The sequence below is a fragment of the Pseudomonas fontis genome, assembly GCF_028656955.1.
In the GTDB taxonomy this organism is placed as follows: Bacteria; Pseudomonadota; Gammaproteobacteria; order Pseudomonadales; family Pseudomonadaceae; genus Aquipseudomonas; species Aquipseudomonas fontis.
Genome location: NZ_JAMDGY010000044.1, coordinates 24523 through 41609 on the forward strand (window position 1 = coordinate 24523; position 17087 = coordinate 41609).

Here is a 17087-nt window from a genome sequence, read left to right on the forward strand (position 1 = left end):
CTATGAGACAGGTTTCGACCGGGAATAGGCGCCCGCGCGCAGTCTCGGCAGTGCTCGAAACCTCAGGTAGCGTCAGGCTGGATCGATGCGCCTGCACAACAATGACAGGCGAGCCTGTCCCAAGGTGACATATGCCCAACAGCAACATTGGCAATAAGAAACAAACCCTTCGCAAACCTGTGGTCCTGATGACCATGGGTACCCAGGAACGCAAGGGCCACGACTATCAGGTCATGACCCACAAGTACATCAAGCCGCTGGTTGATCACGCAGGCTGTGTACCCCTCCTGATCCCGACCTGCTGCGGGACCGAAGACCTCGAACAGTACCTGGACATGGCCGATGGCGTGTACCTCACCGGTGCCGGCAGCAACATCGACCCTGCCCTCTACGGCCAGGAAAACCAGACCCCGGAAAAAGCCCAGGACCGCAACCGCGACCTGTTCGACATCCCCCTGGTACAACTGGCAATCGCCCGTGGCCTGCCAATCTTCGGCATCTGCCGTGGCATGCAGGAAATCAACGTCGCGCTGGGTGGTGATATCTACCAGAAGCTCTACGTCGAGCCACAGTTCAACGATCACCGGGAAAACCCGGAAGATCCGGTGGACGTTCAGTACAGCGCATCGCATGGCGTGCGCCTGGCCGATGGCAGCTGGCTGAAGAAGCTGCTGGGCACTGATGAAATCCGCGTCAACTCGCTGCACGGCCAGGGCCTGAAAAACCTCGGCGAAGGCGTCGAAGCGCTGGCCTTTGCCGAAGATGGCCTGGTCGAGGCGATCCATGCGCCGAAGCTCTCGCCGTTCCTCTTCGCGGTGCAATGGCACCCGGAGTGGCAAGCCGCGCAGAACCCGGACTCGGTGAAGATGTTCGAAGCCTTTGGCGACGCCTGCCGCAAGCAGATCGCCAATGCGCAGGGCGTGAAGAAAATCAGTTCCGCTGCCTGATAGCAAACGGCTCCCACTGCAACAGTGGGAGCCGTTTTCGCCATTGCAAAACGACTGGCACCTTGGCCTGGGTGCTTGTTTCAGCCTGTTGCGGCATCACCGTGCGGGTTGTAGATGACCCGGTGGCAGAACACCGCTGACCAGGCTTTCCTCGACCTGGCTGTCAAGATAATAGGCCCCCGCCATCACTCCAGTCAGTGGGTTCTCCATTAGGCTCTGCCATTCCTCGTTCAAGGCGACATTCAGGATTACCCGCAGTTGCTCGACCATCTCTGGTCGTTCGCTTTCATGCATCATCGCGCCGATCCCGGCTGAGGCCAGGGATATCGCCAGCCCGGCGGCTTTACCCACCGCAGCAGCTATCGCACTGGCGGCGCCGCGCGGGGCCAGGGTGGCTTCGAGCTTGGCACTGGCTTTCTTGGCCACGGACGACAGCCCTTTGTCCGAGGGCGCGGCGCCTGCCGATGCGGCGGCCTTGCGGATCTTTTCATTCAACGCCAGGTAAGCCGGGAACTGCACGAACGGTTCGGCGCGGATGAGCTGGTACAGCGAGGCATTGCGCGCCGCTGGCGGGCCCAGGCTGATGGCGGGAATACGGTTCAGGCGCAGCGCGAACTGATCGGGCGCGGCCCGGTAGCGCTGGGCGATGGTTTGCAGTTGCTGCTTCATCAACTGCACGTACAGCTCGCTGGCCCGTTCGCGGATGAGGTCCGGGTTGATCTCCTTGGCAACATTGCTCAGCACGCGATCGTGGTATTGCTCCTGCACGTACAGGGCCAGGCGGTTTTCCGTTGGCTCGCCGCCTTGCTGGTTGGCGTTGATCTTGTACCAGGCCACCTTGAGCGTCAGCCATTGCTGGGTCCAATAGCCGGTGAACCAGGGGATGAAATCTTCCTCGGTGCGTTGCTGCACACGTTCGCGCCAGACCTTCATGGAGCGCCGGGCGTAATCCTGGACCGAGCCGACCACGCCGTGCGAGGCGTCGACGATGTCCCGGTCGACTTGCTGCCAGGCGGCTTCGGACAGCACGGCGGGTGGTGCTTCGGGAACACGCGGTTTGCTGGCACAGGCGCCCAGCAGCATCAGGACGGCAATCAGCAGCGGGTACAGCAGGGAATGCCGGTTCACGCTCGCGAGCCCCTTTGAGGCAGCCTGGAATCCTCAGTATAGGCGGCACATTTTCTGTAGCCGCTGCCGCCAGGCTGCGCTCGCCTGCGACGCAGGCGCCGCTTTCGCGAGCCCCATCAGTCCCCAGCGCAGCCTGACGGCAGCGGCGACAACGTCTCGGGCATGCCAGTAGTTCCCACAATCGCCTGCCAGCTTCTAGACTTGCAACGACCCCCGCCTCCCGGAGCCCCCATGACAGACGTGCACACCTCGGCCAGCACCGGCTATACCGCGCAATCCGACACCTACGCACGCGGCCGCCCGGACTATCCGGAACAACTCAAGACATGGCTAACCAATGAGGTCGGCATCAGCCCCGCCACAACCGTCGTGGAAATCGGCGCCGGCACCGGCAAGTTCACCCGTCTGTTGCAAACCTTGCAGCCCACCGTCATTGCCATCGAACCGGTTGCCGCGATGCGCGCCCAGTTCAGCGCCAAGTTGCCCGACACGCGCATCCTCGACGGCACCGCCCAACACCTGCCGTTACCCGACGCCAGCGCGTCGGTCATTATCTGCGCCCAAGCCTTCCACTGGTTCGCCAACGCCGAAGCCCTGGCCGAATTTCACCGGGTCCTGGCCCCCGGCGGGCGTCTTGCGCTGGTATGGAACGTGCGCGACGCGTCCATCGACTGGGTCGCCGAGCTCACCCGCATCGTCAACCCCTACGAAGGCGACACCCCGCGCTTTCACACCGGTCAGTGGCGCAACGCCTTCGATGGTCGCTACTTCAGCGAGCCACGCCTGAGCAGCTTTGCCCACACCCACGAAGGCAACCCGCAGGCCGTGATCATTGACCGTAACCTGTCGGTCAGCTTCATCGCCGCGCTGGATGACGCCGAAAAAGCCAAGGTCAGCACCCGCCTGCAATCGCTGATCGACACCCACCCGGCCCTGCGCGGGCGCAACCACATCACCTTCCCCTACCAGACGCAGGCCTTCGTCTGCGACCGCCTGGCCTGATGCGCGCCAGCCTCGCCCGCCTGCTCAAGCGCAGTGCACTGGTGCTGCTGGTCAGTGTGCTGACGCTGCTGGCCTGGCGCATCTACGACACCGAACGCGGCCCACCGCTGGAGCCTTGGCACCGCACGGTGCCCCATGAATTGAGTGAAGCCGAACTCGATGGCAGCGACTGGGCGGCCTGGCTGCGCGCTGAAGATTCGGTGTTCAGCGAAGTACGCGAGGAGGTCAGCGCAGAGCTGCCCGTGCAGACGCAGCCTTCGATGAACCGCTACCGCCCAGGCAGCCCGGTCTACCCGCCGCACTTTGCCCAGGACTGGAACCGCTCCTACCTGCTCGAACCCCAGGGCACGCCGCGTGGCGTGGTAGTCCTGCTGCACGGCCTGACCGACTCGCCGTACAGCCTGCGGCACATCGCCCGGCGCTACCGTGAGCTGGGCTTTCTTGCCATCGGCCTGCGCCTGCCCGGCCACGGCAGCGTACCTGCGGGCCTGACCGACACACGTTGGCAAGACTGGATGGCGGCTACCCGCCTGGCCGTTCGCACGGCCCGCCAGCGGGTACCGGCACCGGCGCCGCTGCATGTGGTGGGCTTCTCCAATGGCGGTGCACTGGCAGTCAAATATGCCCTGGACACGCTGAGCGATCGGCAATTGCCGGCTGTAGATCGGCTGGTGCTGATTTCGCCGATGATCGGCGTTACCCGCTACGCCCGTTTTGCCGGGCTCGCCGGCCTGCCAGCGGTGCTGCCGGCGTTCAGCAAAGCGGCCTGGCTGAGTCGCCTGCCCGAGTTCAACCCATTCAAGTACAACTCGTTCCCGGTGAACGCCGCGCGCCAGTCGTGGCTGCTGACCGATGCCTTGCAAACCCAACTGGCACGCCTGGCCAGCCAACAGAACCTCAAGACCCTGCCGCCCATCCTCAGTTTCCAGTCACTGGTGGATTTCACCGTCAGCACGCCTGCGTTGGTCAGTGGCTTGTACCGCCACCTGCCAGCCAATGGTAGCGAGTTGGTGATCTTCGATATCAACCGGGCCAGTGACTTCGGCGGCTTGCTCGACCCCACTGCAAGTACCGCCCTGGAGCGGCTCCTGCCGGCGCCACCACGCAACTACAAGACCAGCGTCGTTACCAACGCCTCGACCAGCAGCAACGCGATGATCGAGATCAGCACCCTGGCCTTGAACAAGACCAGCAGCCAGACCCCATTGAATCTGGAATATCCACGCGAGCTGTTTTCGTTGTCGCACGTCGCGTTGCCCTTCCCGTATGACGACGCCTTGTACGGCCGTGAGCCGGCCAGCAACGAGGACTTCGGCATCCACTTGGGGACCCTGGCGGCCCGGGGTGAGCGCGGCGTGCTGATGGTGGACCTGGATGCGTTGATGCGGGTGGCGTCGAATCCGTTCTTCCCCTACCTGATTCGACGGATCGAAACGGATATTCCCGGGAGCCCACCCGAACCGGTCGATAAAAAGCGCCCCGTCAACCGTGGGGCGATTGCCGCGAGCCTATCTACCGAAGACATTGAACGTTGGTAAAAACCTGCCGCCCATGGCTATGCTTGGGCCTATGAGCACGCCGACCTTTCCTACTCGCCAACCCTGCCCGCCCGGCGCCTGTGACTGTGGCCGCGAAGCGTTGCTGGGCCCGTCGGACATGCGCATCCTGCGCCTGACCCGCGAGGAAGAGAAACGCCTGCTGGAACGCCTGGAAAACCTCAGCAGCCTGGCAGATCTCGAGCACATGCAACGCAAGCTGTACGACAACCTGGGCATTCGCCTGAGCATTTCCCCAAGCTTCAATGAAGTCCGCACGATGCGTGGCATCGCTATCCAGATCGAAGACCTGCCGGGATTGTGCCGCAAGACCCGCAAATCCATCCCGGCCGCAATCCGTCGCAGCCTGGATAAACAGCCGGAAATACTCTACCGCCTGCTCGACGCCCACGACTTGTTGCGTGACGCCTGAATTACCCCAGCAACGGCCACTGCGCCAACGGCAGATAGCGCCCCTTGTGCGATTCATAGAGGGTGAAGTGCCGGGCTATCAAGTGAAAGTCCGGGGCTGCACTGGCTTCGGGCACACCGTCGCGATAATCACGCACCAGGGTCAGGTGTGGCCGGTATTCACGGGTGTCGGGGGTGAAACCCAGGGCCAGCATGGCCTGTTGCAGGTCATAGACCAGGCGTTGTAGCGGCAATAGCGGCTCGCTCGGGGTGAGCAACAACACGTTGCTGCGCCGCCAGGCGTCCAGACGGTCCAGGGGGACACGCAGGCGTTCGCTGGGGGAGCGGATGCTGGCTGCGGCATCGAGTACTGCCGGGAGCTGGGATACACCGACATCACCCAGGAACATCAAGGTCAGGTGGAAGTTGTCGGTGGGGACGGGGCGGCCGCTGTTCAGTGCCAGGCCTTTGCGCCACTGGTTGATGGCGCGGCGTTGTTCTGCAGTGCAATCCAGGGCAAAGAACAGGCGTTTGAACGGTTCGGCCATGATGCGGGCTTCCTGTCTCACGGTAGAGATCTCCTGTGTGAGACTGGAAGGATAGCGCCTTTTTTCGGTGGCCTTGCGGGCTCGTCCCGCGATGCTTTTAAAGGCTTACCAGTTGTACGTCAGGTTCGAGGTAATGGTGCGCCCCTCGCCGTAGTAGCAGTCCCAGATGCTCTGGCAACTGCTGAGGTAGGTCTTGTCTTCGAGGTTCTGCAGGTTCACCTGCAGTTTCACCCCTTTCAGACGCAGCGGCGACTCGGCGAAATCGTAGGAAATCATGCCGTCCAGCACGGTATACGACGGGATGGTGAAGTGGTCCTTGGCCGTGTCGGTACCATCGCTGCCACGCACATAGCGTGCACCAATCCCCGCCCCTAGCCCTGCAAACGGAGTATCACCCTTCAACGTGTAATCCAGCCACAGCGACGCCGTTACCGGTGCTACCCCGGCCGGGTGACGCCCCTCACGCCCATCGTTGTCACGCGTGTACTTCACGTCGTTGCGCGCCACCGAGGCAATCAGCCCCAGGTTGTCGGAAAGGCTGGCCTTGCCCTCCAGTTCCACCCCTCGGGAACGCACCGCACCCGACTGGGTGCTGAACATCGGGTTGTCCTTGTTGGAGGTGAGGATGTTCTCCTGGTCGATCTGGTACACCGACAGCTGGATAAAGCTCTCCTGCCCTGTCGGCTGGTATTTCACCCCGGCTTCATACTGCTTGCCGGTGGACGGGCTGAACGGCGAGCCCGTGGCACTGGTCCCGCGCAACGGCAGGAACGACTCGGCGTAGCTGACATACGGCGTGACACCGTTCTCGAAGGAATAACCCAGGCCCGCACGCCCGGTAAATTTCTCATCCTTGGAGTTGGTGTGGGTCCCGGCAAGCGGCACCTTGTTGTCGGTTTCCGCCCAGTCATAACGACCGCCGACGGTGAGGAACCACTGGTCCCATTTCAACTGGTCCTGCACATACAGGCCGGTCTGGATAACCGTGTCATCCCAACGGTACGGGTTGGCAAAGTTCAGCGCCTGGCCATAGGTCGGGTTGAACAGGTCGATGATCGGCGGGTTGTAGTCGTAGCGACCGAGGAACTGCGAGTTGAAGTGGTAGTAGTCCAGGCCGATCAGCAGCGTGTGCGCCACGTCGAAGGTGTTGAAACGTGCCTGGGCCATGTTGTCCACGCCGAACACTTTGTTGTGCTGGGCCCAGTCGACACCAAAGCGGGTAGCGTAGCGCTGGTCGTCCTGCCCGGTCTGAGGGTTGGTTACAAAGCGGTAACCGTGCAGCGGCGCAGTGTAGCGGTCGTCCACGTAGGCGTAGCGGGTGTTCTGCTTGAGGGTCCAGACATCGTTCAGTTCGTGGCTCAGCTCGTAGCCCACGGTGAACTGTTCGCGATCATAGGCGTTGACGTCAGGTTCGCCGAGAAACAGGCTGCGCTTGATCTTGCCATTGGGGTTGAACTTCGCGGTGCCGGACGCCGGCAGGCCCTGGGCCTCGGGTACGTCGTTGTCTTTCTGGTAATGCGCGTACAGGGTCAGGCTGGTCTGGTCGTTGGGCGCCCAGGTCAGGCTTGGGGAAAGCATGAAGCGCTTCTTCTCGACGTAGTCGATCTGACCGTTTTCATCGTTGAAGGTACCCACCATGCGGTACAGCAGCGTGCCCTGCTCGTCCAGGCGGTCACCGTAGTCGAAGGCGCCGTAGCGACGATCATAGCTGCCGCCGCCCAGCACGATTTCACGCACTGGCGTGGTGCTCGGGCGCTTGGTGACCATGTTCACCAGGCCACCGGGCTGGTTCTGCCCGTACAGCACCGACGACGGCCCTTTCATGACTTCGATGCGTTCAAGGTTGTAGGGGTCGATCTGCAAGGCGCCGCCGGTGCTGCCGTTGCCGTAGGGCAAGTGCAGGCCGTCGAGGTACAGCGGCGTTGGCAGGAAGCCCCGCGAGGTCGGCTCGTCGAACAGGCCAACCCGGTCAGGGAAACCGCCACCGGTGATGCCCGGCGTGTAGCGCAAGGCCTGGGTCAGGGTCTGGGCGCCGCGTACCTTGATCTCGTCCTGGGTGATGACGTTGATGGTCTGCGGCACTTCCAGCACCGATGTATCGGTCTTGGTGGCGGTAGCCGAGCGGCTGGCCACATAGCCCTTGACCGGGCCCCAGGCGTTTTCCGGCGTGCGCTCGACGATCTGGGTCGGGCCCAGCTCCAATGCGGCGCTATTGCCCGCCGGCACCAGGCTCCAGGTGCCACCAGCGGTGGTGTTCAGGTTCAGGCCGCTGCCGCCCAGCGCTTGCATGGCGGCTTGCTCTGCACTCATCTGGCCACGAATGGCGGGTGCCTGGCGGCCTTGCAACAGCGCCGGACGTACCGACAGCACATGCCCGGACTCGCGAGCGATGCGGCTCAGGGTTTCACCGAGATCCCCGGCGGGAATATCGAAAGCCTGCAGGTTGCCTGCTTGGGTGGATGCGTTTGCAGCAAGCACCGGGAAGGCAGCGCTGCTGCCCAGGGCGATGGCGAGGGCCAGTAGGCTGGGGCGGATGATGATGTCGGGCATGGCGTGTCGGCTCGATTGAAGTTGTTTTCCATTACGAGGACACGCCAGTGTCGAGATCCCCTCACAGCGATTGATTTTTATTTGCGTTTTTATTGCACATCGATGCGGGTCAGCCAGGGGCCCAGGGTCTCGACACGGATCGGCAGGGTTTCCGCCAGTGAACGCAGGGTGCGCTCGCTGTCGTCGAGCAGGAAGGTGCCGTAGACGCGGATCCGCGCGGCCTCGGGGCTGATCCGCAGAAACCCGCTACGGTACGGGCGCAGTGCGTCGACCAGCTCGCCCAGCGGCTCGTCACGCACATCGATGCGGCCGTCGCTCCAGCCTGCCCGGGTGCGCCATGACGGTGCCAGCGCGTCGATGCGCTGGCGATCAAAGCGAAACGCCTGGCCACTCTCGACCCGCTGCGTGCGGCCGCTGGCAGTGGTCAGCAATACGCTGTGCTGTTGCACCGCAACGCTGCTGCTGGTGGCTTGCTGGGTGACGCTGAAACGGGTGCCAAGGGCCTGCACGCGGCCTTCGTGGGTTTCGACGATGAAAGGCCGGTTCGGGTCGGCGGCAACATCCACCTGCAGTTCGCCGTCGCGTAGAAGCACGCGGCGCACTCCCCCCTCGAAACGGATGTCGACGGCGCTGCGTGCGTTCAGGCTCAAGCGCGAACCATCACTGAGGGTGAAGGTGTGGCGCTCGCCCGTGCCGGTACGCAGGTCGGCGAACACGTCGCCCAGCGGCGTCAGGCGTTGGGTGATCGCAGCGCCGCCAAGCCCCAGCAGCAACATCGCCAGACCACCGCCGATTGCCTTGCGCCGTGACGGCGACGGCAATGAGCGCAGCGCGCGGCTGGCAGCGGCCAGTTGCCCGGGGTGACGTTGATCGGCATCGAGCAAATCCGCTAGTGGCGCACCGAGCAAGGCATTGACTTGCGCCCAGGCCTTGGGATGCGCAGGGCTGCTGCGCAACCAATGGTCGAAGGCCAAACGCGTGGGGCTGCCGGGTGGCTGGCCTTCAAGCTTGAGCAGCCAGTCGACAGCTTCGTGGGTGGCGGTATCCAGTGGTTTGAAGCTCATTGCGACCTCGCGCTCAGGCAGTGCAGGAACGCGCGGCGCAGATCACGCTCGACGGTTGCCAGGGAGACCCCCAACTGCTCGGCGATGGCCGATTGGCTGAGGCCTTCGAGACGACTGAGGATGAACGCATGGCGCACGCGGTTGGGCAGCCCGTCGAGCAGGCGATCGATTTCAGCAAGGGCTTCACGGACCAGCGCCAGGTCCTCTTCGGACGGCGTGCAGTGTGCCGGCAAGTGCGCGAGCTCATCTCCAGATAGGCATGCTCCAGCGCCCGACGGCGGAACAGATTGCTCAGCAGACGCCGTGCCACGGTCGCAAGAAACGCCCGTGGCTCTTCCAGTGCAGGCAACTGCGGGCTGCTCATGGCACGCACGAAGGTGTCCTGGGTCAGGTCGGCGGCATCATGCGGGCAATTCAGCCGGCGGTAGAGCCAGGCGCGCAGCCAGCGATGATTGTCGCTGTAGAGTTCGGCCACGACAGCCTTGGAGTCGACAGAGCTCGGCACAAGATCAACCACACATTAATGGTAATTAATCTCATTATCGTGATGGCGAGGCGATAAGACAATCCCCCCTGCCTTTGGGTTTCTCGGTTTGCCTGGCTACGACCCACTGAAACCCCGCCGCGTGTTCTGCGTGCACGCCTGGTCTGCACTGATTGTTCCGTCAAAGGCGGCTCGTCACTCCCGCGCTAAGCAAAGCCTCTTCGAACAAGTCAGATACCGGCGCACCCTCAAAATCTCGATAGTTGTTGTCAGGCATGTCCCAGATTATCGCTAGCTCCTTTACACGCTGCCCTTGTAGGGGGCGGTTCAGGCACGCCTGCCTGCTTTGCTTACCCAAAAGAAGACTGCAAACGTGACACTCAAAACGCTTTCTGTATTCGGGACCCGTCCCGAAGCAATCAAAATGGCTCCGCTGGTACTTGGCCTTGCGAACGATGGGCGCTTCGACTCCCATGTCTGCGTGACTGGGCAGCACCGGCATATGCTCGATCAGGTCCTTGAGCTGTTCGACATCACGCCAGACTACGACCTGAACATCATGAAAGCGGGACAGGACCTGACTGACGCGCTGGCAGCCTTGCATTTCGCGCCCAGCGAACGCTCACGCGACAACCTGCTCAGGGAAGGCGTGAACAACACGCAGATCCATATCACCGGCAACACCGTGATCGATGCACTCCTTGCAGTCGTCGACAAACTGAAAAGCACCGGCATGCAAGCACAGCACCTGGCCCAATTACTCACGGACAACGCTCTCTATTCTCAGATGAGTGTTGCCCACAACCCGTACGGTGATGGAACAGCATGCGTACTTATCCGCGAAGTACTGTCCAGCCTGTGCCGCCCAAACACCGAGAAAGTCGCATGAGTTTCAACAAGATTTCCGTCATTGGTTTGGGCTATATCGGCTTACCCACTGCTGCAGTATTTGCCTCCCGCAAGAAACAAGTGATCGGTATCGATATCAACCCGGATACCGTGGCTACTATCAACCGCGGCGAAATCCATATCGTTGAGCCAGAACTGGACAGCGTCGTGCAGGCTGCCGTCAGCGCAGGTTACCTGCGCGCCTCGCTGGTCGCCGAACAGGCCGATGCCTTTCTGATTGCAGTGCCGACCCCCTTCAAGAATGCCCATATGCCCGACTTGAGCTACATCGAGTCTGCCAGCAAGGCCATTGCACCGGTGCTCAAGCCGGGCGACCTGGTCATTCTCGAATCGACCTCTCCGGTCGGGGCTACCGAACAGATGGCCACTTGGCTGGCAGAAGTTCGCCCGGACTTGAGCTTCCCGGCAACCCATGGTGAAGCGTCCGATATACGTATCGCACATTGCCCTGAGCGTGTTCTGCCAGGCCATGTATTGCGTGAACTGGTAGAAAACGACCGGATCATCGGTGGTTTGACGGCTAGATGTTCTGCTGCAGCTGTGCGCCTGTACCGCACCTTTGTTGAGGGCGAGTGCATTGTCACCAACGCGCGCACGGCTGAAATGTGCAAGCTGACCGAAAACAGCTTTCGCGACGTCAACATCGCCTTTGCCAACGAGCTCTCGATCATCTGCGACATGTTGCAGATCGACCCCTGGGAGTTGATCCGCCTGGCCAACCATCACCCCAGGGTCGATATCTTGCAGCCAGGCCCTGGTGTTGGTGGGCACTGCATCGCAGTAGACCCATGGTTCATTGTCAGCCAGACCCCGGAACAGGCCCGACTGATTCGCACTGCCCGTGAAGTCAACGACAGCAAACCGCAATGGGTGATCGATCAGGTGAAACTGGCCTTGGCTGACTTCCTTCTGAAAAAGCCGGGCACCACTGCCACTGAAGTGAAAATTGCCTGCTACGGCCTGGCTTTCAAAGCGGATATCGATGACCTGCGTGAGAGCCCGGCAATGAGCATCGCCGAGCGCCTGGGCATCGAGCTTGGCTGCTCGCTGCAACTGGTCGAGCCCAACATTCAGACCCTGCCGACACACCTGGCCCAACACCAGCATGTGGACTTCGAGTGTGCCCAGGACGATGCCGATATCCACCTGTTGCTGGTCAAGCACCGCGAATTCAAAAAGTCGTTTGCTGTTCGCAGTGGCGCCATTGTCATTGATGCCGCTGGCATTACTACGGGTTGATTGGGAGCCTTGAAATGAATAACACCGAGCCCGAATTCACCCCAAACCTGGCTGAGCCCACCTCCCCTTTGGCGGATATCCATGACCGCGTCATGGAAGCCTATTACGGCAAGATGGGGGAGCAGTTCATGCGCGAGACTCAATCGCGCATTCACTGGATCTGCGCCCAGGTCAGCGGTCGCAAGGTACTGGATGTGGGGTGTTCTCAAGGCATCGTACCGTTGTTGTTGGCCCGCGAAGGCTGCGATGTTACTGGTGTAGACATTAGCCCTCAGGCCATCGAACAAGCCAAGGGCTACATGCAAAGTGAACCTGAGCATGTGCAACAGAAAGTCACGTACATCAACGCTGATTTCCTGTCCCTGGATATCCAGGACATCGTTGCCGACACCATTGTGATCAGCGAAGTACTCGAGCACCTGGTGCGCCCCGAACTCTTTGTAGAAAAGGCCGCGAACCTCCTCACGCCAGGGGGATGCCTGATTATTACCGTACCCTTTGGGGTCAACGACTTCATTGACCACAAACAGACTTTTTATGTGCTGGAACCCTACCGGCTGCTCAATGAACACCTACAGATCTGTGAGATCAAGGTAATCGGCAAATGGCTCGGGATGGTCGCCCGCAAGGTCGAAAAAAGTGCACTGACGTCGCTGAACGTGTTTGACATCGAGTATGTTCGCCAACTTGAGGAGGCCTTTGAATCCATCGAGCGCCACCTGCGCAAGAGTTTCGTAGAACTCAGCAATCGCTTGGCGCAGGCCAACAGCAAATACCGCACTGCAACCGAGCAAATAGATCAACTCAAACATCAGTTGATCAGCCTTGAGTTGGCAAAAAATCGGCTCACTCAGGAGAGCAGCCAGCAATTCGCCCACCTTGAAAGCCGCTTGGCCGACGCACAAGTTCAGCTCTTGGCACGTGATAGGGAAGCTCAGGCATTGCTAGCGCAAAACAGCTCAGCGCACACGCAACTGTCCAAAGAACTGGCTGTATCACGAAACAAGTTGCATGCCGCCAACCTGAAATACCGCGCGGCCACTGGAGAGCAGATCCCCGCTCTCAAGGCCAACCTCAATAGCCTGCAGAAAAAACTGAGCGCCCAACAGCACAGGGTCGAGCTACTCAGCACCGATCTGGCGCGTGCCATCGCTCAGCGTGCTCTGGCCGAACAGCGCTTGATCAAGACCCGTGCGAGCACAACCTTCCAGCTCGGCTACCAGATCAAGTCCAGCGCCCACTCACTGGGGGGCATCCTGCGTCTGCCGTTCAAGCTGCTGCGCCTCTACCGCAAAGCAAGCGAGCAACGCGCACGCGTCACGCAAAAACAACTCGCCGGTGCAACGCCCAACGTAGCATCCATTTTGCCCCCACAGGCAGACATTGACCGACAACTACCTGTTGCACTCGAGACCAGTGTGCATGCGCGTAACACGTTGCTACGCAGCGCCGATGAACCGACACGCTCGATAAAAGTCGCTTGTATCATGGATGCGTTCACGTTCAGTTCCTATCGCTTCGAGTGCGACCTACTGCAACTGACCCCCCAACACTGGAAACAAGAGCTAGACAGCTTCCAGCCAGCGCTACTGTTTATCGAGTCGGCCTGGCGTGGCAAGGACGGTTTGTGGGGCAGCAAAGTCGGTCACAACAGCCAGGAACTCCAGCAGATTCTGGGCTGGTGCAAGCAGCACCAGGTGCCGACTGTGTTTTGGAACAAGGAAGACCCGGTTCACTTCGAAAGCTTCCTGAACACGGCAAAGCAGTTTGATCATGTCTTCACGACGGATATCGACTGTATTCATCGGTACAAAGGCGCGCTAGGCCATGAACGTGTCTATCTGCTGCCGTTCGCTTGCCAGCCGGCGCTACATAACCCCGTGGAACTGTATCAACGTAAAGAGGCCTTCTGTTTTGCCGGCGCCTATTACGCACGCTACCCCGAGCGGACCCAGGACCTCGGCAACTTTGCCGCGCACCTACCCACGCTTCACCCGCTGGATATTTTCGATCGTAACTTCGGCAACAACGACGCCAACTATCAGTTCCCACCGGCTTACCAGCCCTTTATTGTCGGTACGCTGGCGTTCGAGCAGATCGACATGGCCTACAAAGGCTATCGCTACGCGCTCAATCTAAACTCGATCAAACAATCGCAATCCATGTTCGCCCGCCGAGTTTTCGAGCTGTTGGGCTCCAACACCCTGACGGTCAGCAACTTCTCCCGTGGCGTTCGCTTGCTGTTTGGTGAGCTGGTGCTGAGCACAGACAACGCAGAAGAAGTGCAGCGGCGTTTGCAGCGCTTGGCCGACGCCCCGCAAAGCATCGACAAACTGCGTCTGGCAGCATTGCGCAAGGTCATGCTTGAGCATACCTATGAACAGCGCCTGGGCTATGTACTGAGCAAGGTCCACGGCAAACCGGCAGTGCAACAACTGCCGGAAATCGCTGTGCTGTGCGCTGCTGTCGATCGCCAGCAGTTCGAGGCGCTATTGGCCCATCTGGCGCGCCAGACACACCCTAATGTGCGCCTATTCATTGTTACCGACGGCTTCGATAGCACGGGAGTCCAGGAGGATCCGCGAGTTCGTGTCTTCAAGCGCCAGTCCATTAACAAAATAAAAATTGCTGAACTGCTGGGCAACACCGCTTGGCTGGCAAGCTTTGCCGCCCAGGACTATTACGGCCCCAACTACCTGTTGGACCTTGCCTTGGCCACGCGCTACAGCCAAGCACTGCTGGTGGGCAAGGCAGCCTATTCAACCTGGAATGGCAAATGCGTTGAATTGCAGCAGGCAGAACAGGCCTACCGGCCTACCCGCCAATTCGCTGCGCGCAGGGCTCTGATTGCGAGGCAACTGGTTGGCGAGCAATCGCTGAACGCATGGTTCAAGGCCCTGCCCTCTTTGCATTACACCCATGAATTGGGCCTGGCCATCGACGCCTTCAACTACTGCGAGAACGCCTCGAACTGTCCGAGCAGCGAAGTGCATCAGCACGTAGATGATCTGCAACTGGACGACGGTATCAGCATCGATCAACTGCAGGCACGAGCAGAGGCCATTGCCCCCCTGCCGGTCAGCCACGATGCCCGAGAGCTGTCGGGCCGTGAGCTGTCCGAATTGTTTGGTGCGCTCGGCAGCAAATGCATCGACCTCGAGGTCGACACTGACAGCTGGCAGGTGCGTTCTGATCTTGGCGACGGCAAGCATGAATACCTGTATGCCAAGCAGGAACTTGGACTGGAGCAATTGGACAGTGCGAATGGCGTGCTGAAGCTGTATCTGGACTGCACTCCCGGGCTGAATCTGCAATTGGTTGTGCTGTTTCTGGATGCCCAGAAGCAACGCATCAGTCATCTGATTCAGCCAGCCAACCGCAACCACACGGCGGACATTCCCACAGAAGCCGCCTATGTCCGCTTGGGGCTTCGCGTTTATGCCAATGGCTGTGCCGACATCAAAGCGCTGGTACTCGGCCATCGGAATCTGCAACCGTCGGAACTGCTTGGCAAAGCCGAGCACCTGCTGCTGACCAACCACTACCCTGCTTATGACGACCTCTACCGCAATGGCTTTGTGCACAGTCGGGTAACCGCTTATCAGCAACAAGGGGTAAACGTCGACGTTTTTCGCCTGCGCAACCATGAGACGGTCAGCTACCACGAATACCAGAATGTCGATGTCGTTACAGGTTGCCAGGCTACGTTGGCGAAGATGTTGGACGCGGGACAGTACAAAACGATTCTTGTGCACTTTCTAGATGCGGCCATGTGGGCGGTGTTGCGCAAGTATTTGGCCACGACGAGGATCATCGTTTGGGTACATGGGGCTGAGGTACAGCCGTGGTGGCGCCGCAAGCATAATTATCGGACTGAAGAGCAACTCGCACTGGCCAAATTGCAAAGCGCCGCTCGGATGAGCTTTTGGACAGAGGTACTGCAGCCCATGCCGGTGAACCTCTCTTTGGTATTTGTATCGAAATACCTTGCCGAGGAGGTGATGGAAGATATTGGCTTTCGCCTCCCAGAGACACAGTATCAAATCATTCACAACCCGATTGACACAGACCTGTTTACTTATCAGGAAAAACCTGAAGCGCAGCGTATGAAAATTCTGTCTATACGCCCATTTGCCTCACCAATATACGCGAATGATCTAAGTGTTAAGGCGATTGAACTACTGGCCAACAAGCCTTTTTTTAAAGACCTTGAAATACGACTGATTGGCGACGGGGTAATGTTCGAAGAAACACTGGCACCACTGCGCAAATACCCTAACGTGGTAATTGAACGGCGCTTTATCAATCATCAAGAAATAGCATGCTTGCACAAAAGTCATGGGATATTTCTATGTCCAACGAGAAGCGACACGCATGGAGTATCCCGTGATGAAGCTATGGCATCCGGGCTTATTCCTGTCACAAACAGTGTAACTGCAATTCCCGAGTTCGTTGACGAAACATGCGGACTGCTAGCACCAGCAGAGGATGCCTTCGCAATGGCAGATGGAATATCGTTGATCGTAGAAAAACCTGAGCTCTTCAAAGAAATGTCCATTGCAGCACGCCAGCGAATTGAGACACAAACAGCAAAAAACCTAATAATCGCCAAAGAGCTTGAAGCCTTCCACGCAGACAACGCTGCATTGCGTGTCGCACCGGGTCATAAAACCTCATGAGAAACTCACTAAAACACTACATATTTACAAACTTCGGCATTGGTATAAAAGATGAGCTATGGCTTTCCTACCGGTTAGAAATATTCATCAACACTGTTTTCCCGACACTGCAAAATCAGAAAAATAAAAATTTTGAGTGGATTATCTTCATCGATGAAGCTCTAGCTACAATTTACAAATCACGCCTGGTCACGGCCATGTCAGCGTCCGGCTTGAATGTGCGCACTCAGGCGGTGAGTGATTACTTTCTAGTCAACCAGGAAATCGAAAAAATCCTCAAAAACACTAAAGAACAGGTGGTCCTCACCTCTAGAATCGATGACGATGATTGTATTCGAGAGGATGTAGTAGAAATAATTCAAAACGAAGCAAGCTCTGCTGAACACACCGATGATGTCTTGCTGATTTCTCTAAAAAACGGCATAGAACTTCTACCTTCAGACAACTGCTACCGAGAGGTTGCTCTTGATACACTTGCACTAGCACTAACACTGGTCAGCAAAAGCCAAAACACCAAGCACCTGAGTATTACTCACTACCCTCACCACGAAGTGGTGGATACACTCAAAGCGCAAACGGCAGCGAGCTAGC

11 protein-coding genes and 2 pseudogenes are annotated in these 17087 nt (G+C 59.3%); 8 read left to right on the forward strand and 5 right to left on the reverse strand.

The features are described from left to right. The first annotated feature begins 131 nt into the window (after nt 1–131). On the forward strand, nt 132–947 hold the full coding sequence (locus M5G11_RS15450) for a gamma-glutamyl-gamma-aminobutyrate hydrolase family protein (RefSeq protein WP_273913608.1): 816 nt from the start codon (nt 132–134) through the stop codon (nt 945–947). A 96-nt stretch (nt 948–1043) separates the two neighbouring features. Here the strand turns inward: M5G11_RS15450 and M5G11_RS15455 are convergent, their stop codons facing one another. After that, the gene (locus M5G11_RS15455; protein ID WP_273913636.1) at nt 1044–2030 is read right to left on the reverse strand and encodes a hypothetical protein; all 987 of its coding nucleotides are present in this window, start codon (nt 2028–2030) and stop codon (nt 1044–1046) included. 276 nt (nt 2031–2306) lie between these two features. On the opposite strand from M5G11_RS15455, the gene M5G11_RS15460 reads away from it, so the two are divergent. From M5G11_RS15460 to M5G11_RS15470, 3 genes are read left to right on the forward strand one after another with little or no spacing between them, the layout of a single operon-like run. Further along, on the forward strand, nt 2307–3077 hold the full coding sequence (locus M5G11_RS15460; protein ID WP_273913609.1) for a class I SAM-dependent methyltransferase: 771 nt from the start codon (nt 2307–2309) through the stop codon (nt 3075–3077). Further along, entirely contained in the window at nt 3077–4615 is a 1539-nt protein-coding gene (locus tag M5G11_RS15465) for an alpha/beta hydrolase (RefSeq protein ID WP_273913610.1), read from the forward strand. Before M5G11_RS15460 ends, M5G11_RS15465 begins: the two co-directional genes overlap by 1 nt. 31 nt (nt 4616–4646) lie before the next feature. Then, a complete protein-coding gene (locus M5G11_RS15470; protein ID WP_273913611.1) occupies nt 4647–5045 on the forward strand; it encodes a hypothetical protein in 399 nt (132 codons plus the stop codon). Between the two features lies 1 nt (nt 5046). Here the strand turns inward: M5G11_RS15470 and thpR are convergent, their stop codons facing one another. The 4 genes and pseudogenes from thpR to M5G11_RS15490 form a co-directional block, all read right to left on the reverse strand. After that, nucleotides 5047–5571: an RNA 2',3'-cyclic phosphodiesterase gene (gene thpR / locus M5G11_RS15475; RefSeq protein ID WP_420793865.1), complete on the reverse strand. Its 525-nt coding sequence runs from the start codon at nt 5569–5571 to the stop codon at nt 5047–5049. Nucleotides 5572–5676: 105 nt separating this feature from the next. Beyond that, a complete protein-coding gene (locus M5G11_RS15480) occupies nt 5677–8121 on the reverse strand; it encodes a TonB-dependent siderophore receptor (protein WP_273913613.1) in 2445 nt (814 codons plus the stop codon). A gap of 89 nt (nt 8122–8210) precedes the next feature. Further along, a complete protein-coding gene (locus M5G11_RS15485) occupies nt 8211–9185 on the reverse strand; it encodes a FecR family protein (RefSeq protein WP_273913614.1) in 975 nt (324 codons plus the stop codon). After that, a pseudogene (locus tag M5G11_RS15490) lies at nt 9182–9702 on the reverse strand (sigma-70 family RNA polymerase sigma factor). The gene M5G11_RS15485 and the pseudogene M5G11_RS15490 overlap by 4 nt, the downstream one beginning before the upstream one ends. Before the next feature lie 340 nt (nt 9703–10042). Here M5G11_RS15490 and M5G11_RS15495 point away from each other — a divergent pair. From M5G11_RS15495 to M5G11_RS15510, 4 genes and pseudogenes are all read left to right on the forward strand, one after another. Beyond that, a pseudogene (locus M5G11_RS15495) lies at nt 10043–10426 on the forward strand (UDP-N-acetylglucosamine 2-epimerase); the annotation flags it as partial. A gap of 128 nt (nt 10427–10554) precedes the next feature. Further along, nucleotides 10555–11817 carry a UDP-N-acetyl-D-mannosamine dehydrogenase gene (gene wecC / locus M5G11_RS15500; protein WP_273913615.1) on the forward strand — a complete coding sequence of 421 codons (1263 nt, stop codon included), beginning with the start codon at nt 10555–10557 and terminating at the stop codon, nt 11815–11817. Nucleotides 11818–11831: 14 nt separating this feature from the next. Then, nucleotides 11832–16496, forward strand: coding sequence for a methyltransferase domain-containing protein (locus M5G11_RS15505; protein WP_273913616.1), 4665 nt, complete (start codon nt 11832–11834; stop codon nt 16494–16496). Then, a complete protein-coding gene (locus tag M5G11_RS15510) occupies nt 16493–17086 on the forward strand; it encodes a glycosyltransferase (protein WP_273913617.1) in 594 nt (197 codons plus the stop codon). The genes M5G11_RS15505 and M5G11_RS15510 overlap by 4 nt, the downstream gene beginning before the upstream one ends. Nucleotide 17087 lies beyond the last annotated feature (1 nt).

Bases quoted from the DNA above. Each gene is read 5' to 3' on its own strand.
- M5G11_RS15450 (WP_273913608.1), top strand. From the start codon at position 132: ATGCCCAACAGCAACATTGGCAATAAGAAACAAACCCTTCGCAAACCT.
- M5G11_RS15505 (WP_273913616.1), top strand. From the start codon at position 11,832: ATGAATAACACCGAGCCCGAATTCACCCCAAACCTGGCTGAGCCCACC.
- M5G11_RS15480 (WP_273913613.1), bottom strand. From the start codon at position 8,121: ATGCCCGACATCATCATCCGCCCCAGCCTACTGGCCCTCGCCATCGCC.
- M5G11_RS15470 (WP_273913611.1), top strand. From the start codon at position 4,647: ATGAGCACGCCGACCTTTCCTACTCGCCAACCCTGCCCGCCCGGCGCC.
- M5G11_RS15455 (WP_273913636.1), bottom strand. From the start codon at position 2,030: ATGCTGCTGGGCGCCTGTGCCAGCAAACCGCGTGTTCCCGAAGCACCA.
- wecC (WP_273913615.1), top strand. From the start codon at position 10,555: ATGAGTTTCAACAAGATTTCCGTCATTGGTTTGGGCTATATCGGCTTA.
- M5G11_RS15485 (WP_273913614.1), bottom strand. From the start codon at position 9,185: ATGAGCTTCAAACCACTGGATACCGCCACCCACGAAGCTGTCGACTGG.
- thpR (WP_420793865.1), bottom strand. From the start codon at position 5,571: ATGGCCGAACCGTTCAAACGCCTGTTCTTTGCCCTGGATTGCACTGCA.
- M5G11_RS15460 (WP_273913609.1), top strand. From the start codon at position 2,307: ATGACAGACGTGCACACCTCGGCCAGCACCGGCTATACCGCGCAATCC.
- M5G11_RS15510 (WP_273913617.1), top strand. From the start codon at position 16,493: ATGAGAAACTCACTAAAACACTACATATTTACAAACTTCGGCATTGGT.
- M5G11_RS15465 (WP_273913610.1), top strand. From the start codon at position 3,077: ATGCGCGCCAGCCTCGCCCGCCTGCTCAAGCGCAGTGCACTGGTGCTG.